This is a genomic window from Albidovulum litorale, from assembly GCF_025751495.1.
Lineage (GTDB): Bacteria > Pseudomonadota > Alphaproteobacteria > Rhodobacterales > Rhodobacteraceae > Albidovulum > Albidovulum litorale.
Window position 1 is genome coordinate 194,070 of sequence record NZ_JAOWKZ010000002.1, and the last position, 18,612, is coordinate 212,681.

17 protein-coding genes are annotated in these 18,612 nt (G+C 62.2%); 9 read left to right on the forward strand and 8 right to left on the reverse strand.

Annotated features, from left to right (window positions below):
• Positions 1 to 47: 47 nt before the first annotated feature.
• The 7 genes from OEZ71_RS06760 to OEZ71_RS06790 all read right to left on the reverse strand — a co-directional run bounded on the left by OEZ71_RS06760 (position 48) and on the right by OEZ71_RS06790 (position 8,129).
• Positions 48 to 2,159, reverse strand: a complete 2,112-nt coding sequence (locus OEZ71_RS06760) for an acetate--CoA ligase family protein (RefSeq protein WP_263739192.1) — start codon at positions 2,157 to 2,159, stop codon at positions 48 to 50.
• Positions 2,156 to 3,316: an acyl-CoA dehydrogenase family protein gene (locus tag OEZ71_RS06765; RefSeq protein WP_263739193.1), complete on the reverse strand. Its 1,161-nt coding sequence runs from the start codon at positions 3,314 to 3,316 to the stop codon at positions 2,156 to 2,158. Before OEZ71_RS06765 ends, OEZ71_RS06760 begins: the two co-directional genes overlap by 4 nt.
• Positions 3,316 to 4,113, reverse strand: a complete 798-nt coding sequence (locus OEZ71_RS06770) for an ABC transporter permease (RefSeq protein WP_263739194.1) — start codon at positions 4,111 to 4,113, stop codon at positions 3,316 to 3,318. Before OEZ71_RS06770 ends, OEZ71_RS06765 begins: the two co-directional genes overlap by 1 nt.
• Positions 4,110 to 4,961: an ABC transporter permease gene (locus tag OEZ71_RS06775; RefSeq protein WP_263739195.1), complete on the reverse strand. Its 852-nt coding sequence runs from the start codon at positions 4,959 to 4,961 to the stop codon at positions 4,110 to 4,112. Before OEZ71_RS06775 ends, OEZ71_RS06770 begins: the two co-directional genes overlap by 4 nt.
• 99 nt (positions 4,962 to 5,060) lie before the next feature.
• Positions 5,061 to 6,170 (reverse strand): extracellular solute-binding protein, encoded by a 1,110-nt coding sequence (locus OEZ71_RS06780; protein WP_263739196.1) that lies wholly within the window; start codon positions 6,168 to 6,170, stop codon positions 5,061 to 5,063.
• Between the two features lie 67 nt (positions 6,171 to 6,237).
• Complete coding sequence (locus OEZ71_RS06785; protein WP_263739197.1) at positions 6,238 to 7,242, reverse strand: ABC transporter ATP-binding protein; 1,005 nt, start codon at positions 7,240 to 7,242, stop codon at positions 6,238 to 6,240.
• Positions 7,239 to 8,129, reverse strand: coding sequence for a beta-keto acid cleavage family enzyme (locus OEZ71_RS06790; protein ID WP_263739198.1), 891 nt, complete (start codon positions 8,127 to 8,129; stop codon positions 7,239 to 7,241). The genes OEZ71_RS06785 and OEZ71_RS06790 overlap by 4 nt, the downstream gene beginning before the upstream one ends.
• Positions 8,130 to 8,246: 117 nt before the next feature.
• Here OEZ71_RS06790 and OEZ71_RS06795 point away from each other — a divergent pair, with 117 nt between their 5' ends.
• The 9 genes from OEZ71_RS06795 to OEZ71_RS06835 all read left to right on the forward strand — a co-directional run bounded on the left by OEZ71_RS06795 (position 8,247) and on the right by OEZ71_RS06835 (position 17,747).
• A complete protein-coding gene (locus tag OEZ71_RS06795; protein ID WP_263739199.1) occupies positions 8,247 to 9,323 on the forward strand; it encodes a GlxA family transcriptional regulator in 1,077 nt (358 codons plus the stop codon).
• Positions 9,324 to 9,495: 172 nt separating this feature from the next.
• Positions 9,496 to 10,374, forward strand: coding sequence for a tRNA 2-thiocytidine(32) synthetase TtcA (gene ttcA / locus OEZ71_RS06800; RefSeq protein WP_263739200.1), 879 nt, complete (start codon positions 9,496 to 9,498; stop codon positions 10,372 to 10,374).
• Positions 10,375 to 10,447: 73 nt separating this feature from the next.
• Positions 10,448 to 11,989, forward strand: coding sequence for a putative bifunctional diguanylate cyclase/phosphodiesterase (locus OEZ71_RS06805; RefSeq protein ID WP_263739201.1), 1,542 nt, complete (start codon positions 10,448 to 10,450; stop codon positions 11,987 to 11,989).
• Positions 11,990 to 12,265: 276 nt separating this feature from the next.
• On the forward strand, positions 12,266 to 14,089 hold the full coding sequence (gene yidC, locus OEZ71_RS06810) for a membrane protein insertase YidC (protein WP_263739202.1): 1,824 nt from the start codon (positions 12,266 to 12,268) through the stop codon (positions 14,087 to 14,089).
• On the forward strand, positions 14,086 to 14,841 hold the full coding sequence (locus OEZ71_RS06815; protein ID WP_263739203.1) for an MOSC domain-containing protein: 756 nt from the start codon (positions 14,086 to 14,088) through the stop codon (positions 14,839 to 14,841). Before yidC ends, OEZ71_RS06815 begins: the two co-directional genes overlap by 4 nt.
• Positions 14,838 to 15,488 carry a ribosome biogenesis GTP-binding protein YihA/YsxC gene (gene yihA / locus OEZ71_RS06820; protein ID WP_263739204.1) on the forward strand — a complete coding sequence of 217 codons (651 nt, stop codon included), beginning with the start codon at positions 14,838 to 14,840 and terminating at the stop codon, positions 15,486 to 15,488. Before OEZ71_RS06815 ends, yihA begins: the two co-directional genes overlap by 4 nt.
• Before the next feature lie 135 nt (positions 15,489 to 15,623).
• Positions 15,624 to 16,502, forward strand: a complete 879-nt coding sequence (gene argB / locus OEZ71_RS06825; protein ID WP_263739205.1) for an acetylglutamate kinase — start codon at positions 15,624 to 15,626, stop codon at positions 16,500 to 16,502.
• Between the two features lie 67 nt (positions 16,503 to 16,569).
• Positions 16,570 to 17,232 (forward strand): ferredoxin, encoded by a 663-nt coding sequence (locus tag OEZ71_RS06830; protein WP_263739206.1) that lies wholly within the window; start codon positions 16,570 to 16,572, stop codon positions 17,230 to 17,232.
• Positions 17,229 to 17,747, forward strand: a complete 519-nt coding sequence (locus OEZ71_RS06835) for a SixA phosphatase family protein (RefSeq protein WP_263739207.1) — start codon at positions 17,229 to 17,231, stop codon at positions 17,745 to 17,747. Before OEZ71_RS06830 ends, OEZ71_RS06835 begins: the two co-directional genes overlap by 4 nt.
• Before the next feature lie 65 nt (positions 17,748 to 17,812).
• Here OEZ71_RS06835 and OEZ71_RS06840 read toward each other — a convergent pair whose 3' ends face one another.
• The gene (locus tag OEZ71_RS06840; protein ID WP_318527810.1) at positions 17,813 to 18,607 is read right to left on the reverse strand and encodes an amino acid ABC transporter ATP-binding protein; all 795 of its coding nucleotides are present in this window, start codon (positions 18,605 to 18,607) and stop codon (positions 17,813 to 17,815) included.
• Positions 18,608 to 18,612: the final 5 nt, after the last annotated feature.

Consider the following 18,612-nt stretch of genomic DNA (forward strand, 5'->3'; position numbering starts at 1 on the left):
TGGTGAAGCAGCTCACACGGTTCGGATCGAAGGTGTAGGACCTGTCCTTATCCGACGGCTTCCGATAGACGCCATTCATGCAACAGAACGTCAACCGCCAGACACCCTTCAAAAGTCACGAAGAGTGGGTTGATCTCTACCTCGGCAATCTCACTAACGTGGGTGATAACGGCTACGGCAAAATCCGCGATCTCGTTTGCAAGAAGACCAATATCCACCGCCTTTGAACCGCGATAACCGTCAAGTAGGCGCGCGACCTTCAGCCTTCGAAGCGCCGTCTCGATCTCGGCAGCGCCCGCGGGCAGAAGCAGGGTCGTGCTGTCACCGACGAGTTCGGTCAGTATGCCGCCGGAGCCGAGTGTCAGGGCCATGCCGAATTGCGGGTCGGAGCGGATCGAAAGGATCAGTTCGGCTGCGGGTTTCGGCGCCATTGCCTCGACCAGAAAACTGTCGGTGACGGCTTCGGGATTATGGGCGTGGACGGTGCGCCGCATGGTCTCAAGCCCCGTCTGCACCGCGTCGGCATCCGTCAGGCCCACGGCGACTGCGCCGGCCTCGGTCTTGTGGGCAAGGTGCGGCCCGATCATTTTCAGCACCACAGGAAAGCCGAGATGTTCCGCCGCTGCCACCACGTCATTGCCGCTGACCAGTCGGCCCTCTGGCACCGGCAGTCCCAGTTCGCGCAGACGCGCCTTGCCGGCGGCTTCGTCGATCATATGCAGGGCACCCGACGGTCGTGCGGGCAACAGCGGTGCAGGTTTCGCCTCGACAATCCGTCTGCGCATCGCGCTCCAGCGCGTGGCGGCGCGGATCGCGTTAAGCGTCTCGTCGATCCCCTGCATCGGGGCGACACCTGCTGCGACCAGCGCGTCGCGGGTCTCGGCGTCGATGTTTTCGGGCAGGGTAGCGCAGATTGCGGCGGGGATTCCCTGACCTCGGGCGACCTCAGTGAAAGCCTTGGCATCGTTAAGGTAGTAGACCTTAGATTCGTCGAGTCCCTCTGCGGGGTAGTCCTGCACCAGCAGGGTCACGTCGGCCTCCGCGAGCGCCATGGCTCGACCGAAGACGGGGCCGGTGATGGCAGGCTGGCCCCAGATCGGGGTTGTGTAGTCCAAGGGGTTCGAAACCGTGGCGATGGGCGGTAATAGCGCCGCAAGTTCGGCGCGGGCAGCCTGATCGAATGAGGGAAAGTTGAGACCTATCGTCTCCGCATGGTCGGCCAGCATCGTTGCCCCACCGCCCGAACAGGTAAAACCTGCGACTCGATTGCCCTTTGGCGCGCCTGCCACGCAGAGGAATTTCAGGGTTTCCAGAAGCTCCGATGGGTTCTTGACCCGGATCACGCCGCAGCGATCGAAAAGAGCATTGTGCAGATCGTCGGCACCCGAAAGCGAGCCGGTATGGCTGACGGTCAGGCTCGCCCCGATCTTTGAAGATCCGGTTTTCAAGGCGACCACCGGCACGCCCCGGTCTAGCGCCTTGAGACAGGCCGCCTCAAACGCGCGGACATCGCGCAGACCTTCGATATGGATGCCGATGGCGCGGACGGCGGGATGGTCGGCGAGGTGGTCGACAAAATCCTCGATCGTCAGAACCGACTGGTTGCCACCCGAGATCATGTGGGTCAGGGGGAGCGAGCGCTGCGCCATGGTGATGTCGGACGACAGCATCCCCGACTGGGTGATGATCGCGGCCCCCCAACCGGGGCAGGTGCCGCCATGGGCGAAGGGCCAGAGCGCCGCGCGGTCGAGATAGTTGATCATGCCGTAGCAATTGGGCCCGATCAGCGCCATATCGCCAGTGGCTTCGATCAATTGTCGCTCAAGTTCCACCCCTATGTCACCGGCCTCACGGAACCCGGCCGTGTAGCAGACGACGCCCCCGGCCCCCATCGCCGCAAGCTCGCGCACCGCCTCCACTGCGGCGGGGGCGGGAACTGCAAGAAACACGGCGTCGGGTGTCTCGGGCAGGTCGGCCAGATTGCGATAGCAGGGATAGCCGCCAAGCGTGTCGCGCTTGGGGTTCACCGCCCAGATATCACCCAGAAACCCGCGCCTGTCCGCTTCCTTGATCGCGACCTCAGCGTCGCGCCCGCCGACAAAGGCGATGTGGCGCGGGTTCAGAAGCCGGTTCAGATTGGCGCGGCGTTCCGGCGTCATGCCCCAAGCGGCCTCAGGATTGACCGGGTGATGATGTGACGCTGAATCTCTGACGTGCCGTCCCAGATGCGTTCGATCCGCGCATCGCGCCAAAGGCGCTGCACCGGCATCTCCTCCACCAGCCCCATGCCGCCGAAGACCTGCACGGTGTCGTCGGCGACGCGGTTCAGCATCTCAGAGCAATAGACCTTGACCATCGCTGCATCCTCATCGCGCATGATGCCCTGATCGGCGCGGCGCACGGTGTCGGCGACCAGAAGTTCGGCGGTGCGGAGCCCGATCGTCATGTCGGCCAGGCGGAAGCCGGTCGCCTGAAACTGGCCGATGGGTTGACCGAACTGCTTGCGGGTGGCGCACCAGTCGGTGGCAAGCGCGATCAGGCGTTCCGCCTTGCCGCAGCACGACGCCCCGATCCAGACCCGCCCCATGCCCAGCCATTTGCCCGCCAGTTCAAAGCCGCGCCCCTCCCCGCCCAGAACCTGACCGGGGCCGAGGCGGACATTGTCGAAGATCAGCTCGTAGGTCTTGTAGCCGCGATTGGAGACGCATTTGCTGCCCTCGCGGAAGGTCACGCCGGGCATATCGCGATCGACGAGAAAGGCCGTGACGCGCTTTCGCGGGCCACGTTTCGTCTCATCCACCCCGGTCGCGGCAAAGACGATGGCGAAATCGGCCATGGTCGGGGCCGAGATGAAATGCTTCATCCCGTTCAGGATCCAGTCGTCGCCGTCCTGCTGCGCGCGGCTTTGCATCCCCATCGCATCCGATCCCGCGCCGGGTTCGGTCAGCCCGAAGAGTTCGCGCTTTTCGCCACTGACACACGGCATGAGGTACTTGTCGACCTGTTCACCCTCACAGGCCAGCAGCAGTTCCGTCGGCCGTGCGATCCAGGAATGCAGCGCATGGCTCGTGCGCCCGAATTCACGCTCGATGATCGACATCTGGGTGTAGTTTAAACCGCCGCCACCCACTCGTTCCGGCAAGTTGGCGGCAAAAAGACCAAGCTCCTTCGATTTCCGCTCGATCTCGCGGCCGATCTCTTCGGGGACTTCTCCGGTCTGATCGACCATTTCCTCATGCGGGATCACTTCCTTGTCGAGAAAGGTACGGACAGAGGCGCGCAGAAGCTCGTCCTCATGCGACAGGGTGGCGTTCATCAGGTCTCTCCGGAATTGCGGGTTCGGCGCGCGTTCAGCGCCTGAATGATGAAGAAGATGAGCGTGATGGCTATCAGCACGACGGCGGCGGCGGCGACCGTTGGATCGGTGTTTTCGCGGATGCCGTTCCACATGCGACGGGGTAGAGTATAGACGCTGAATTTCGACAGGAAGAGCGTCACCACGATCTCATCCCAAGATGCGATGAAGGCAAAGATCGCACCCGCCAGTACGCCGGGGCGGATCGAGGGCAGGATCACCCGCCGCATCGTCGTCCAGTTCGAGGCGCCAAGGTTGCGCGAGGCTTGCTCCAGCCTTGGATCGAAGCCTGCGAGCGAGGCAGAGACGGTGATCAGCACCAGCGGCGCGGCAAGGACGGTGTGCGCAAGGATCAGCCCTGCATAGGTGTCGATTAGGCCAAGGGGCACCATGAAGCGGTAAAACGCCATGGCCGAGATGATCGGCGGGACCACCAGCGGCAACAGCAGGAAAGCGCGCACAGCCTCGCCCCATTTCGATGAAACCCGCCAGAGGCCGATGGCGCAAAGCGTGCCAAGTGCCGTGGCAAGCGCCGACGAGGTCAGGCCGATAACCGCGCTTTGCCAGAAGCTCGACATCCATTCCTCGGACGTGAAGAGCTTTTCGAAATGGCGGAGCGACAGTTCCCCTTTGGGCATCGAAAGGAAGCGCTTGGGCGTCAGCGAGACCGGGATGGCGATCAAAGCCGGTGCCACGAGGAACAAGAGCAGAAGCCATGCCCAGTAACGATTCAGGGTTTCAGAAAAGTTGCGCCTCATGCCTTGGCCCCTCCGAAGATGGTCGACAGCTTCATGAAGCGTGACATGAGGAAGAGAAGGGCGAGCACACCGAAGAGCATCAGCGCGGCCAGCATCGCCGCCGTGCCCCAGCGGAGCGTGACGAGGATCTGGACCGAGATATATTCGGCCACCATCAGCACCTTGCCGCCGCCGAGGATCGCGGGTGTGACGTAGAAGCCGAGTGACAGGATGAAGACCAGAAGCGAGGCGGCGACAAGGCCGGGCTTGGTCAAGGGCAGGTAGACCCGCCAGAAAGTCTGGTTGCCCGTGGCGCCAAGGCTGCGCGAGGCGGAGAGGACGCGACCGTCGATGTTCTGCATCGAGGCCAGAAGCGGCAGGACGGCATAGGGGATCATGTAGTGCACCATGCCGATCAGCACGCCCAATTCATTGCGCATGAACTCGATAGGCTCGACGATGATGCCAATATTCACCAGCGTTTCGTTCACTAACCCCTTGCGGCCGAGAAGCATCAGCCAGGAGAAGGTGCGCACCAGAACGGATATCCAGAACGACACCAGCAAAAGGCTCAGCATCCGGTTGCGGCTGCCTTGGGCGACATGGACCATCGCATAGGCGATGGAATAGCCGAAGATCACCGAAAAAACAGTGGTGATCACGCAGATGCGGATCGTCGTCCAGAGGATTCCGGTGAGGTTGTCCGAGGTGACGAGCGCCGCGTAATTGCCCAGCCCCGGTTCTGGGTCGGTCACGCTCAGCCACAGGATATTGACGATGGGACCAAGGAAGAGCGTCACCACAAGCGCAAGGAACGGCAGGACGAGAAGCCAGCCAGTGCCGATGCGCGTGATGGGGGAGCCGTTCATCTGGTCACTTCCACGGGAAATCTGGAAAGGGGCGGGACCGTCAGGCCCGCGCCAAGTCTCAGGGCCGGCGGCGCGGGAGCAGCGCCGCCGGGTCGAGGATCACGAGATCGCGTCGAGGAAGGCGTTCACGGCGTCGCCGCCATTCTCGCCCCACCAGGTCGGATCGTTATAGACGATGTTGTCGATATTCATCGCCGAGGTGATCGCATAGGGCTGCTGATCCTCGGGGATCTGGGCGAACGCCTCTGGGTTCGAGGGCGTCATGCCGAGGCAGTCGAGCAATGTCAGTTGCGCGGGCACCGATTGCGCCGTGGCGATGAACTTCATCACCGCATCGCGTCCCGCCGGGTTGCCCTTCGGCACGATATAGGCGCCGGGCATGGCAAGGGCTTCGTTCATCACCAGCTTGTAGCGGCCGTCGGTGTCGTTCTCGATGTTGCGGCCACGGTTCTGCCAGACCATGCCCATCGACACCTCGCCATTGACGACCATCGAATGCGCCTCGGAGCCCGAACCCCAGTAGAGGCTGTCATCCTTGATCGATTTGATCTTGGCGAGCGCCCGGTCCATGTCCAAGGGATAGAGCGCGTCCTTGGCCACGCCATCGGCCAGAAGCGCGCCTTCAAGCGCCCCGTTGGCCCATTTGTAAAGCGAGCGCTTGCCCGGGAACTTCGCCGTATCGAAGAAATCGGCCCAGGAGTTGGGCGGATTATCCCCGTAAGCCTCGGTGTCATAGACGAAGGCGTAGCCGTAAAGGATGATCGAAACGCCGTGTTCCAGCGCATATTGCGGCAGCGTCCGGTCTTTCGAGACGATGTCATAATCGATGGCTTCCAGATGGCCCGACGGCCCGAGCGCCACGGCGTCGAAGAGGTCAGCGTCGCAGACGTCGGCGGTGACATTGCCGCTGTCGACCATCTCCTTGATCTTGCCCTGCAAGGGGCCGGAGGTGTCGAATTTCAAGGGCATGCCTGTTTCGGCGGTGAAGGGATCGCCGATGGCCGCGCCGTGGCATTCCTCAGACTGGCCGCCCCAGTTCCACATGACGATTTCATTGGCCGCCGCCTCGGCATCGCCCGCGATCACCGACTGGGTCGCGATCCCGGCCATGCCGCAAAGGACCAGAAAGCTGCGCCGGTCCATCCGGCCTTCCTTGAACGCCCTGGCACCTTCCAGCGCCGTCTCACGCATGAATTGCTTGTCGTGCATTCTTGTCTCCTCCTTGTTGGTCGGGCTTTGTGCCCGGTTTGGTCGCGGGTCCGTTCCTCCCTCCCGCTCAGTCGCTTTCCAGCCGGACCGCTGCCGCGTCCGACCAGCTCAGATCCACGTCGGTACCCTCGGGCAAGGGCGCGCCACCGCGCCAGGCATCGGCATCCACCTCGACCTCATCCATGCCCGGCACGGTAACGTCGTATTTCAGGGTGGAGCCGAAATAGGTCATCGCACGAACCGTGCCCGAAAGCGTGTTCGGCCCCTGTCCCGCGCCTTTAGGCGCGATGTCGATCTTTTCGGGACGCAGAGCATAAAGCGCGCCGTCCCGGGTCAGGAAATTCGACTTGCCGAGGAAACTCGCCGCGAAGCGTGTGCGGGGCTTCTGATACAGTTCCTCGGGTGTGCCGACCTGTTCGATGCGGCCCTGCTGCATGATCACGATGCGGTCGGACATCGACAACGCCTCTTCCTGATCATGGGTCACGTAAATAAATGTCGTGCCGACGCGGCGGTGAATGTCCTTGAGCTGCGCCTGCACCTCGATTCGCAATTTTTTGTCGAGCGCGCCCAAAGGCTCGTCGAGAAGCAGGACTGGCGGCGCGAAACAGAGCGCGCGGGCCAAGGCCACCCGTTGCTGCTGGCCACCTGAGAGTTGGCCCGGCAAGCGGTGGCCGAAGTCCTGCAACTGGACGAGGTCAAGCATCTCATCAACGCGGGCCTCGATCTCGGCCTTCGGGCGTTTCCTGACATCGAGCGGATAGGCGATGTTCTGGCGCACACTCATGTGCGGGAAAAGCGCATAGCCCTGAAAGACCATGCCGAAATTACGCTTCTCCGGCGGCATCCCGGCAATGCTGGTTCCGTCCAGAAGGATGTCACCCTCGGTGATATCTAGAAACCCGGCAATCATCATCAGAAGCGTGGTCTTGCCAGACCCCGACGGGCCTAGCAGCGTCAGGAACTCCCCGCGCCTGATATCCAGATTGACGTTCTCAGCCGCCGTGAAGCTGCCAAACCGCTTGGTCAGCGCCTGAAGCCTGAGGCCCCCCGAAGCGGCGCCTTCGGTCATGCGTCGGCGCCCCGCAGCTTCAGCTTGTTGCGCGCCTCCTGCGGGGTCAGGACGCGGGCGCCCATCGCCTCTATAATCGTCCGGGCGCGTTCGACCAGCTGGGCGTTGGTCGCAAGCACTCCGCGCGACAGATAAATGTTGTCCTCCAGCCCCACCCGGACGTTGCCGCCGAGCGAGACAGCGGCAGCGACCATCGGCATCTGCATCCGGCTGATGCCAAAACTGGCCCAGCTTGCGCCCGCCGGAAGTTGCGCCTTCATCGCCGCCATCGTCTCGACCGTCTGGTCGGCACCCCAGGGGATGCCCAGGCACAGCTGGAACATCGGCGGCGCGTCGATCAGCCCTTCCTCCACCATCGCTTTCGCAAAACGGATATGGCCGAGGTCAAAGACCTCCAGTTCCGGCTTCACGCCCCATTCCTGCGTCAGCGCGGCCATGCGGCGCAGGATCGGCGGGGTCGAGATATAGATCGTGTCGTCATTGCCGAAATTCAGCGTCCCGCAGTCGAGCGAGCAGATCTCAGGCAGGCAATCCTTCACATGGGTCAGCCGCTCTTCCGGCCCGATCATGTCGGTCCCCGGCCCCGGCATTGCCCAGTTGTCCTTCGATGGTACCCAGTCGCCGCCCATCCCGGCCGTCAGGTTGATGACGACATCGGTGCCAGATGCACGCACCCGGTCCACCACATCGCGGAAAAGCTTCGGATCGCGTGATCCTTTGCCGGTTTCGGGGTCTCGGACATGGATATGGGCGCAGGACGCCCCGGCCTTGGCGGCCTCGATCGCCTCGCGCGCGATGGCCTCAGGCGTCACCGGGACATGCGGGCTGATATGGGTCGTGGCACCGGCCCCGGTCACAGCACAGGTTAGAACCACCTCAAAATTCATTCGACGCCTCCCAGCCTTTTCTCAATCCTTGGGCCGCAAAAGGTCTTTTCCTGTCAGTAATTCGACTGATATGCATATGCCATGTCGAAAATTCGCACCTCATCCGACCCTGCTGCCATGGCCCCGCCGCCTCGGGATCAGGCTGCCCGTCACGTGGCATTCCTGATCGTGCCGCGTTTCAACATGATGACGATGATGACCATGATCGAGGTGATGCGGATCGCGAATTACCTCTCGCCTGCGCCGCTCTATTCGTGGGAAGTGCTGTCCTTCGACGGACAAGAGATCACCGCCTCAAACGGCTTCACGGTGGGCACGGCAGTGCCCGACGACCATATACGCCGGGGCGAAACGCTGTTCGTCCTCGGCTCATGGAACGCCGAGAATTACAAGAACACCCATACACTGGCATGGATTCGCAGACAGGCGCGGGGCGGCGTGCGGATGTGCTCGGTGGAGTTGGGCTGCTACCTTCTTGCCCGCGCCGGTCTTCTGTCGGGCAAGCGAGCGACCACGCATTGGTCCTGGATGTCGGGTTTCGAGGAACAATTCGACGAAGTGACCGTGGCTGAACAGCTCTTCACCATCGACGGACAGATGATGAGCTGTGCGGGCGGTCTGGCCGGGGTCGATCTGATGCTGCGGGTGGTGGGGGATGAACATGGCGAGAGGCTGGCCGGAGAGATCGCCGACCAGATGCTCTATCACCCGATCCGCCCCGCCAATGCGCCGCAACGGCGGACGATGGGACGGGGGATGGAGTCGCTTGCGCCGATGGTGCGCGAGGCGATCACGCTGATCGAAAAGAACATCGCCGAACCGCTGACCGTGCCCGAGATCGCCGGGGAGCTTGGCGTGTCGCAGCGTCAATTGGAACGGCAGTTCAAAGCCTCGATTGGCTGCACGGTTGTACAATTCGGCCTGCTGCTCCGCCTCCAGCACGCGCGGGTTCTTTTGATTTCCACCTCGCTCTCGGTCCGCGAGATCGCGACCGCGTCGGGCTTTAACACGCTGTCGCATTTCGCCTATTCGTTCGGCAAGTGCTTTGGCCGACGGCCATCGGACTACCGTCAGGCCTGGCCTGAGAAGGACGCAACCCCGAGTTGGCCCGGCACCTTGTCGAAATTCCTCGAGGCGCTGGAGAACCGTGGGGCCGCAAAACCGATGCAAATTCTTAGGAAGACAAGCGGATAAATCGCGGCGCAGAAACCGGTTCGGCAAAAACACCCGGCAGCCGAATAGATCCTGTCTGCTGCAGCCCCGAACCGGGCGTCACGCGCTGACACGTAGCGAAGCGCTCCCTCCATTCGCGAGTGAGATCCGTCCCACCTTGCCGCAAACTGAACGATGCAGTATCGCAAAGACCATGCTCGACGACCTCGATGACATCCATCCGCTGTTTCACGGCGCGCCTGCCTCGACGGAGTTCAAGAAACTCCGCAAAAGGATCGTGCGCGAGACGCGCGAGGCGATCGAGAGCTATGGCATGGTGGAACGCGGCGCGCGCTGGCTCGTCTGCCTGTCGGGTGGCAAGGACAGCTATACCCTTCTGGCCGTGCTGCACGAGCTGAAATGGCGCGGCCTTCTGCCAGTCGATCTGCTGGCCTGCAATCTCGATCAGGGACAGCCGGGTTTTCCGGCGACCGTGCTGCCGGAGTTCCTGACCAAGATGGGGGTCGAGCACCGGATCGAATATGCCGACACCTATTCCATCGTCACCGACAAGATCGCGCCGGGGGGCACGATGTGTTCCCTCTGCTCGCGGCTTCGTCGCGGCAACCTCTACCGCATCGCGCGGGAAGAGGGGTGTTCTGCCGTGGTCCTCGGCCATCACCGCGACGATATCCTCGAAACGTTTTTCATGAACCTCTTCCATGGCGGGCGGCTCGCGACTATGCCGCCGAAGCTTCTGAACGAGGATGGCAACCTTTTTGTCTACCGCCCCCTCGCCTTCGTGGCCGAAGCCGATTGTGAAAAATTCGCGAAGGCGATGAACTATCCGATCATTCCCTGCGACCTCTGCGGTTCGCAGGACGGGCTGCAACGCCAGCAGGTCAAGCAGATCCTTGATGGCTGGGAGGCACGCAGCCCCGGTCGCAGGCAGGTGATGTTCCGCGCCCTGATGAATGCGCGCCCCTCGCATCTGCTTGACCCGAAACTCTTCGATTTTGCCGGTCTCGCGCCGGGCAAAAGTAAAGCATCGGATTTTAGAGAAATTCCGAAGCTTTCGTCGGACGACGATTAACCTCCCACTCACCCCCTCCCCTTAGCGTCGACCCGAAGCCCAATTCCGCGGCCCGGCGACTGAGGGAACTGCCATGACCCGTGATGGTATACGCACCAGCCTGATCAGAACCGGCGCGGATCTGGTGCGGCCGGAGCTTGTTGTGTTGTTCACCGGTCTGGCGGTCGCCGGTCATTATTTCGGTCTTGCCGGTGCGGCACTTGTATTCAGCAGCGGTCTGCCCTTGGTCTGGCTCGCACGGCAGCGTTTCCACGATCCAATGCCCGATCCGATCCGGCAGACTGTTGACGTCGTCACTGGTCTTCCGGCATCGGTCGCGGTTCATGACGCGCTCGACCGCGGTTTCCTGACCGAGGAAGAAACCGGCAAGACCACCGCCTGCCTTGTCGTGGGTCTCGACGAACCGCACCGCGTGCGCACCGGATTTGGACAAAGCGCACATGAAATGGTCCTGCGGCGGATCGCTGACCGGTTACAGGGGGTGCTGCGGGATCAGGACGTTCTCGCCCGGGCCGATGGCGAAACATTTGCCGTGGCTTTAGCGCCCGGACGAAGGATGGATCTCGAATCGGTCATCCAGGTCGCCGCGCGGTTGAAGGCAGCCGTGGCGGAGCCGATCAGCGTCGATGGGACGACGATCTATGTCAGCGTCTCCGTCGGTTTCTGTCTTTCGGTCCGGGCGCCGGAACGGACAGGTCAGGCGTTGCTCGCCGCCGCCGCAGCGGCGCTGACTGTCGCGGCGCGCAGCGGCCCGGGAACGATCCGCGCCTATACCGCGGATATCGCAAAGGCCGCATCGGCCCATGTCGCCCTTCAGGGGCGCATAGAGGCTGCTCTGGAAACCGGTGAGATCGTTGCCTACTTCCAACCGCAGCTCTGCACAGATACCGGCGACATCTCAGGTTTCGAGGCATTGGCCCGGTGGCAACACCCGGAGCGCGGAGTTTTGACGCCGGCCGAATTCCTTCCGGCGATTCTCGACGCAGGGCTCGCCGAACGGCTGGGCGAAATCATTCTGAACCACGCGCTCTCGGCCTTACGGATGTGGGATGCCGACGGGCTGAATGTTCCTGGGGTTGCGGTCAACTACTCGCGCGATGAACTCCGCGACCCGTCTTTGGTCAACAAGATCAAATGGCAGTTGGATCGCTTTGACCTGAAGCCTGAACGACTGACGGTTGAAATCCTGGAAACCGTGGCGGCAGAGACCGAAGATGACATCGTCGTACGAAACATCGCTGCGCTTGCGCAGTTCGGCTGCCCGATTGACCTTGATGATTTCGGCACCGGCCATGCCTCGATCGCCGCGATCCGCCGGTTCTCCGTAAACCGCATCAAGATCGACCATTCCTATGTCACGCAGGTCGACAGTGACCCGGCGCAGCAGCGCATGGTAACCGCCGTCCTATCCATGGCGGAGCGATTGGGGTTGAAGACACTGGCAGAAGGAGTCGAGACGATCGGGGAACATGCCATTCTGGCGCAACTCGGCTGCACCCACGTTCAAGGCTACGCCATTTCCCGCCCGTTGCCGGCTCAGGCGACGCGGGACTGGATCGTCAGGCATCGCGCAAAGCTTTCCGGTCCGCCAAGCGCAAAACGTCGCACGGGCTGAACCAGTTCGGTGCACGAAGGGGCCGGCCCACAAGCCTCTGGCTTCGGTGTGCAGACACGTCTTGGCGATTTCTTTCAAAGTAGCGCCAGCACTGAAAGCAAAACGACTTGACAGAACGGTAGCGTTGTCAGGACATCGCCCCGGAGCCGCAAATATACCGCTCTGGACACCGGACAGCCCTTGCCAGCAAGGCCAGCACCCGAAAACCGCTTGACCTTTCGCCGCCCGTTCTGTTGAACCTGCCGAGACTTCGGACAGACGGGTAGTGGCGCCATCATGGATGATCAGAACAAGAACCTCATTCTCGCGACGGTGCTGTCGTTCCTGGTGATCCTGATCTGGTTCACCCTGTTCCCGCCGCCAACGCCCGAGGCCGACCCGAATGCGCCTTCGACAACCGCTCAGGGTACAGACGCAACGCAATCCGCAAACGCGACAGGCGAACCCGCCGCCGGTGCGCCTGCCGTCGACACTGCCGCCGCCGAACTGTCGGCTGCCGCGCGCGTCGATATCGACACGCCGCGTCTCGAAGGCTCCATCTCGCTTCTCGGCGGACGTATCGACGATCTGTCGCTGAAGGACTACAAGGTCTCGCTTGATGCGGACGCAGCGGATGTCCGGTTGCTGGCACCGATCGGCGGCACCGAACTTAATGCAGCGAAACCCTATTATGCGGTCTATGGCTGGCTGCCCGCCGGTGGCCTCGACCCGTCGCTTGTGCCCAATGCAAAGACGTTGTGGCAGGTCGAAGCGGGCGCGACCCTGGCCCCGGGGAAACCCGTGACGCTGAAATGGGACAATGGCGCGGGCCTCGTCTTCCACCGAAAGGTTGAGGTCGATGAAGATTACCTCTTCACCGTAACCCAGTCGGTCGATAACCAGACCGGCGCAGCGGTCAGGCTCGCGCCTTACGGCATCGTCGCCCGCCATGGAATTCCAGACGCCCAGCGTATCTACGTTCTGCATGAGGGCGTCGTCCGCATGTCGGATGGCGTGCTGGAGGAAACCAAGTATTCCGCCATTCCGGATCTCGACATCGACAACCGGGAAGGCGCACCCGCAGAGCCCGTCGCCGTCACCACCGATGGCTGGATCGGCTTCACCGACAAGTACTGGATGACGACGCTTGCCCCCGCTCCGGGCCAGCCCTTCACCTCGGTCGTCAAATACGTCCCGGGCGCGGATATCTACCAGGCCGAGGCACGGCTTCCGGTGATGGATGTCGCGCCGGGTGCGACCTCGACCGCGACGACGATGCTTTTTGCCGGCGCAAAGGAATGGGAAGCCATCAAGGGTTATGAAGAAACGGCCGGGATCAAGGGCTTCGTCGATTCCATCGACTGGGGCTGGTTCTTCTTCTTGACCAAACCGATGTTCCAGCTGCTGCACTGGCTCCATGGCGCCATTGGCAACATGGGCTGGGCGATCATCGCGCTGACCTTCATCATCAAGCTGATCGTCTTCCCGCTGGCGCGCAAATCCTACATCTCGATGGCGAAGATGAAGGAATTGCAACCCGAGATGGAGGCCCTGAAGGAGGCCGCCGGCGACGACCGCCAGAAGATGCAAAAAGGCATGATGGAGCTTTACAAGAAGAACAAGGTCAACCCGGCCTCGGGCTGCCTGCCGATCCTCCTGCAGATCCCGATCTTCTTCTCGCTCTACAAGGTGATCTACGTCACGATCGAGCTTTACCATGCGCCGTGGTTCGGCTGGATCAAGGACCTGTCGTCGCCCGACCCGTCGTCGATCCTGAACCTTTTCGGCCTCCTGCCCTGGGCCACGCCTGAACCGGGTTCTCTCTTTTTCATCTTCTCGCTTGGCGTCCTGCCGATCCTTCTCGGCATCTCGATGTGGTTCCAGCAGAAACTGAACCCGGCGCCGACGGATCCGACCCAGCAGATGATCTTTGCCTGGATGCCGTGGATCTTCATGTTCATGCTGGGCGGCTTTGCCTCGGGTCTCGTCCTTTACTGGATTGCGAACAACGTGATCACCTTCGTACAGCAGTACTCAATCATGTCGATGCACGGAAAACGGCCCGACCTCTTCGGCAATATCAAGAGCGGCTTCAAACGCGATAAGTCGGCGTCGAAATGACGCCGACCGTCGCCTCGCTCCAGCGTCACCCGCTGAAATCGCACGGCCGCGAGGCGTTGTCCCGCGTCCGGCTGACCGAGGGTCAGGGCTTGCAATGGGACCGGCACTGGGCGGTCGCCCATGACGCGGCCAAGATCGCGGAAGGAGAATGGTCGCCCTGCCAGAACTTTTCGCGCGGGTCCAAAGCGCCGAAGCTGATGGCGATCAATGCCACGCTGGATGAGGCAGCAGCCACCCTGACGCTGACCCATCCGGAGCGGCCTGATATCACTTTCCACCCCGACGATAGCTCGGATGCCGCCCGCTTCATCGACTGGGTTCGTCCGATCAGCCCAGCCGACCGCGCCCTGCCCGCGCGGATATATTCGGTTGAAGGCCGTGGCATGACCGACACGGACTATCCGTCGGTCTCGCTCATCTCGCTCGCCTCGAACCGCGCGCTGGCGGAGTATATGGGCATTGATCTGTCCCCCCTGCGGTGGCGGGGCAATATCTGGTTGGAAGGTCTGCGCCCCTGGGAAGAGCGGGACTGGATCGGCCGCAAGCTGCGGGTCGGCGGCGCGGTACTGGAGATCGTCGAACCGAAAGAGCGCTGTCTGGCCACGACCGCGAACCCTGTGACGGGTGAACGGGATGCCGACACCCTGCGCGCACTGACAGCGCTGCATGGCGACAAGGATTTCGGCCTTTACGCAAAGGTCATCGAATCCGGAGAGATCAATGTCGGCGACCGGGCGGAGCTTTTGCCGTGACCATTCCCTTCCCGCTGGCCCCCATTCCGGACGATGCCAGCCGCGAAAAGGGGCGGCTGATGTTCGCGGGCCCCATCGACTTTCTCAAGGGCGTCGTCGCGATGTCGGGCCTGCCACCTGCCGACCGGGTCGAGGTCTGCTTCGCGGGCCGATCGAATGTCGGAAAGAGCTCTCTCATCAACGCGCTGACGGGCCGCAAGGCTCTGGCGCGTGCCTCGAACACGCCGGGCCGGACGCAGGAGATCAACTATTTCACTGCCGGAGACACCCATTACCTCGTCGACTTGCCCGGCTATGGCTATGCCGAGGCGCCGGTTGCGGTGGTTGCGAAGTGGCAGGCGCTCTTGAAATCCTATCTCGGCGGGCGCCAGACGCTCCGCCGCGCCTTCGTGCTGATCGACATGCGCCACGGTATCAAGAAGGTGGATGAGGAGATCCTGAAGCTTCTCGACCGCTCGGCCGTGACCTTTCAGGTCGTCCTCACCAAGGCCGACAAGATCAAGACCTCGGAACATGAGAAGATCCTGACCCAGGTTCGCGCCGCCCTGCAAAAGCATCCTGCTGCCTATCCCGAGATCGTCGTGACCTCGTCCGAAAAGGGCGACGGCATCGAAACCCTGCGTTCGATCATCGCGACGATGTCCTGAGGCGGAAGGATTTTTCAAAAATCCTTCCCAAAATCCTTTGAAAGGATTTTGGTACCCACCCTTGGCCAAGGTGGCGGAAAGCGATAACACGGGCTATCCGCCCTTTCAGGTTTTTCGCCAATGAGAAAGCAAGACATGAACCGTGACTGGATCGCCACCGCCCGGACCCTGTCCGAGGCGCTGCCCTATCTTCAGCGCTATACCGGCGCCGTCGTCGTCGTGAAATTCGGCGGTAACGCGATGGGGGATGAGGCGGCGATGGCCGAATTTGCCCGCGACATCGTGCTGATGCGTCAGGTCGGGATGAACCCGGTTGTCGTCCATGGCGGCGGGCCGATGATCAACGACCTTCTGTCTCGGCTGGGCATCAAATCGGAGTTTGTGCGCGGCAAGCGGGTGACCGACAAGGCGACGGTCGAGGTGGTCGAGATGGTGCTGACCGGTCTTGTCAACAAGCGCATCGTGCAGGCGATCATGGATGAGGGCGGCCGCGCGGTCGGGCTTTCGGGCAAGGATGACGACCTCATGGTCTGCGAAGCAGATGATCCGGAGCTTGGATTTGTCGGCAGACCGGTCGAGATGAACGTGCAGGTCCTGCGTGACCTCTTCACCGCCGGCATCATCCCGGTCGTGGCGCCGGTCGCAACCGGCATGGACCCCAACGAAACCTTCAACGTCAACGGCGACACGGCGGCCGGCGCGATTGCCGGTGCCTTGCAGGCTGACCGCCTGCTGCTCCTGACCGATGTCTCGGGCGTCAAGAACGAGGCCGGTGAGGTCATCACCCAACTGACGCCGGAAGAGGTGCGCGACCTGACCGCCAAGGGTGTCATCGCGGGCGGCATGATCCCCAAGACCGAAACCGCGCTGAAGGCGATCGAAGAGGGCGTGCGCGCCGTCGTCATCCTCGACGGGCGCGTTCCCAATGCCTGCCTTCTGGAACTGTTCACCGATCATGGCGCGGGCTCGCTCATCCGCTCGACGGAACCGCGTGTGAAACCGCGCGTGCGGTAGAGAAAACCGCGCAGTTGTGGTCGCCTTTGGCATTGCCGGGGACCGAGCGGCACGGCATCGTTCTGTCATGGCGCGGACCGATCTCTCCAGCATCGACAGCATGGCCGCCGGACATCGTCTGGCGGTGTTCGGCGGATTTCATCCCACACAAGGAGACGATTGTCCGGAAAGTACCGGGACGATCCTGCTCTTAGGCCCTTCCGAACCGGGCTTCTGGGCCCACGTCACCACCATGCCAGAATGGCAGGACGGGGCGCCAGACCCACTAGACAGGTGGTCCAAACGGGTTCTAGCCGATATCGCGTTCATCCATGGCGGCGAGGCAATCTTTCCCTCGGACGGCCCGCCCTATCCCCCCTTCTACCGCTGGGCTCTACGGACGGAACGGGTATGGGCTTCGCCCGTACAGCTTCTCGTCCACGACCGGGCCGGGCTCATGGTGTCGTTCCGGGGTGCGCTGGCCTTGCCCGATCGGCTGGACCTGCCGCCACCGCCCGCGGCCTCGCCCTGCGAGACCTGCACCGAGCGGCCCTGCGAGGCGGCCTGCCCGAGCGGAGCGTTGACGCCGGAAGGCTACGATGTGCCCTCTTGCCACGACTTTCTTGACACGCCCTCAGGACAGGATTGCCTTTCTTCGGGTTGCCGTGTTCGCCGCGCTTGCCCGCTGTCACAAGCCTATGGCAGGCTGCCGGAACAATCCGCCTATCACATGAGGCTCTTTCACAAATGACCCCTTCCGGCCACCGCCGCCTGATCCTGACACGCCATGCGAAATCCGCGTGGGATGACCCCGCAACCGCCGATCATGACCGCCCCCTGAACGGGCGCGGGCGGCGGGCGGCACTGGAACTGGGGGAGTGGCTTCATTCTCGCGGCTATGAACCCGATCAGGTCCTGTGCTCAACCGCCGAACGGACCAAGGAGACCTGGGCCCGGATGGCAGCCGCACCCTTGGAAGTGACCCCGAAGGTGGAGTTTGTGCCCGCACTTTACCACGCAGCGCCAGATGTCATGATGAAATACCTGTCGAAGGCGACAGGTGATTGCGTACTGATGATCGGGCACAATCCCGGCATCGCAGAGTTCGCAGCCAGACTGCCCGCGCGCGCACCCGTCGACCCGGATTTCCATCGCTATCCGACCGGAGCGACGCTGGTCGTCGATTTCCAGATCGACCATTGGTCGGCGATCAAGGCAGGGTCCGGTTCTGTTCTGGATTTCTTTGTACCATCCGGCCGCGACTAACGCCCTGACCATAAATACAAAAAGCCCCGGCAAATACCGGGGCTTTTCCTTGCATCCGACAGGTGTCAGTGCCCGAGAATCTGGCTCAGGAACAGCTTGGTCCGGTCCGATTGCGGGTTGTTGAAGAACTCTTTCGGTTCGTTCTGTTCCACGATCTGACCCTGGTCCATGAATATGACCCGGTTCGCCACGGCCTGGGCGAAGCCCATTTCATGGGTCACGCAGAGCATTGTCATCCCCTCTTCGGCAAGCTCGATCATGGTATCGAGCACCTCCTTGATCATCTCGGGGTCCAGCGCAGAAGTCGGTTCGTCGAAAAGCATGATCCGCGGCTTCATGCAGAGCGAGCGGGCGATGGCCACGCGCTGCTGCTGACCGCCCGAGAGCTGACCGGGATACTTGTTGGCCTGTTCGGGGATTTTCACCTTTTCGAGGAAATGCATCGCCGTCGCCTCGGCTTCCTTCTTCGGGACTTTGCGCACCCAGATCGGGGCAAGCGTGCAGTTTTCGAGGATCGTCAGGTGCGGGAAGAGGTTGAAGTGCTGGAACACCATTCCGACCTCTGACCGCACCTTGTCGATGTTCTTCAGGTCGTTGGTCAATTCGATCCCGTCGACGACGATCTTGCCCTGCTGGTGTTCCTCAAGCCTGTTGATGCAACGGATCAGCGTCGACTTGCCCGAACCGGAGGGGCCGCAGATCACGATCCGCTCGCCCCGGTTCACGGTCACGTTGATATCACGCAGAACGTGGAACGCGCCGTACCATTTGTTCATGTTGGTAATCTGGATCGCGACCTCGTCCGAGACCTGCATGTGGCTGCGGTCGATTTCGCGGGTGACTGCATGTGGGTCCGACATGGGAA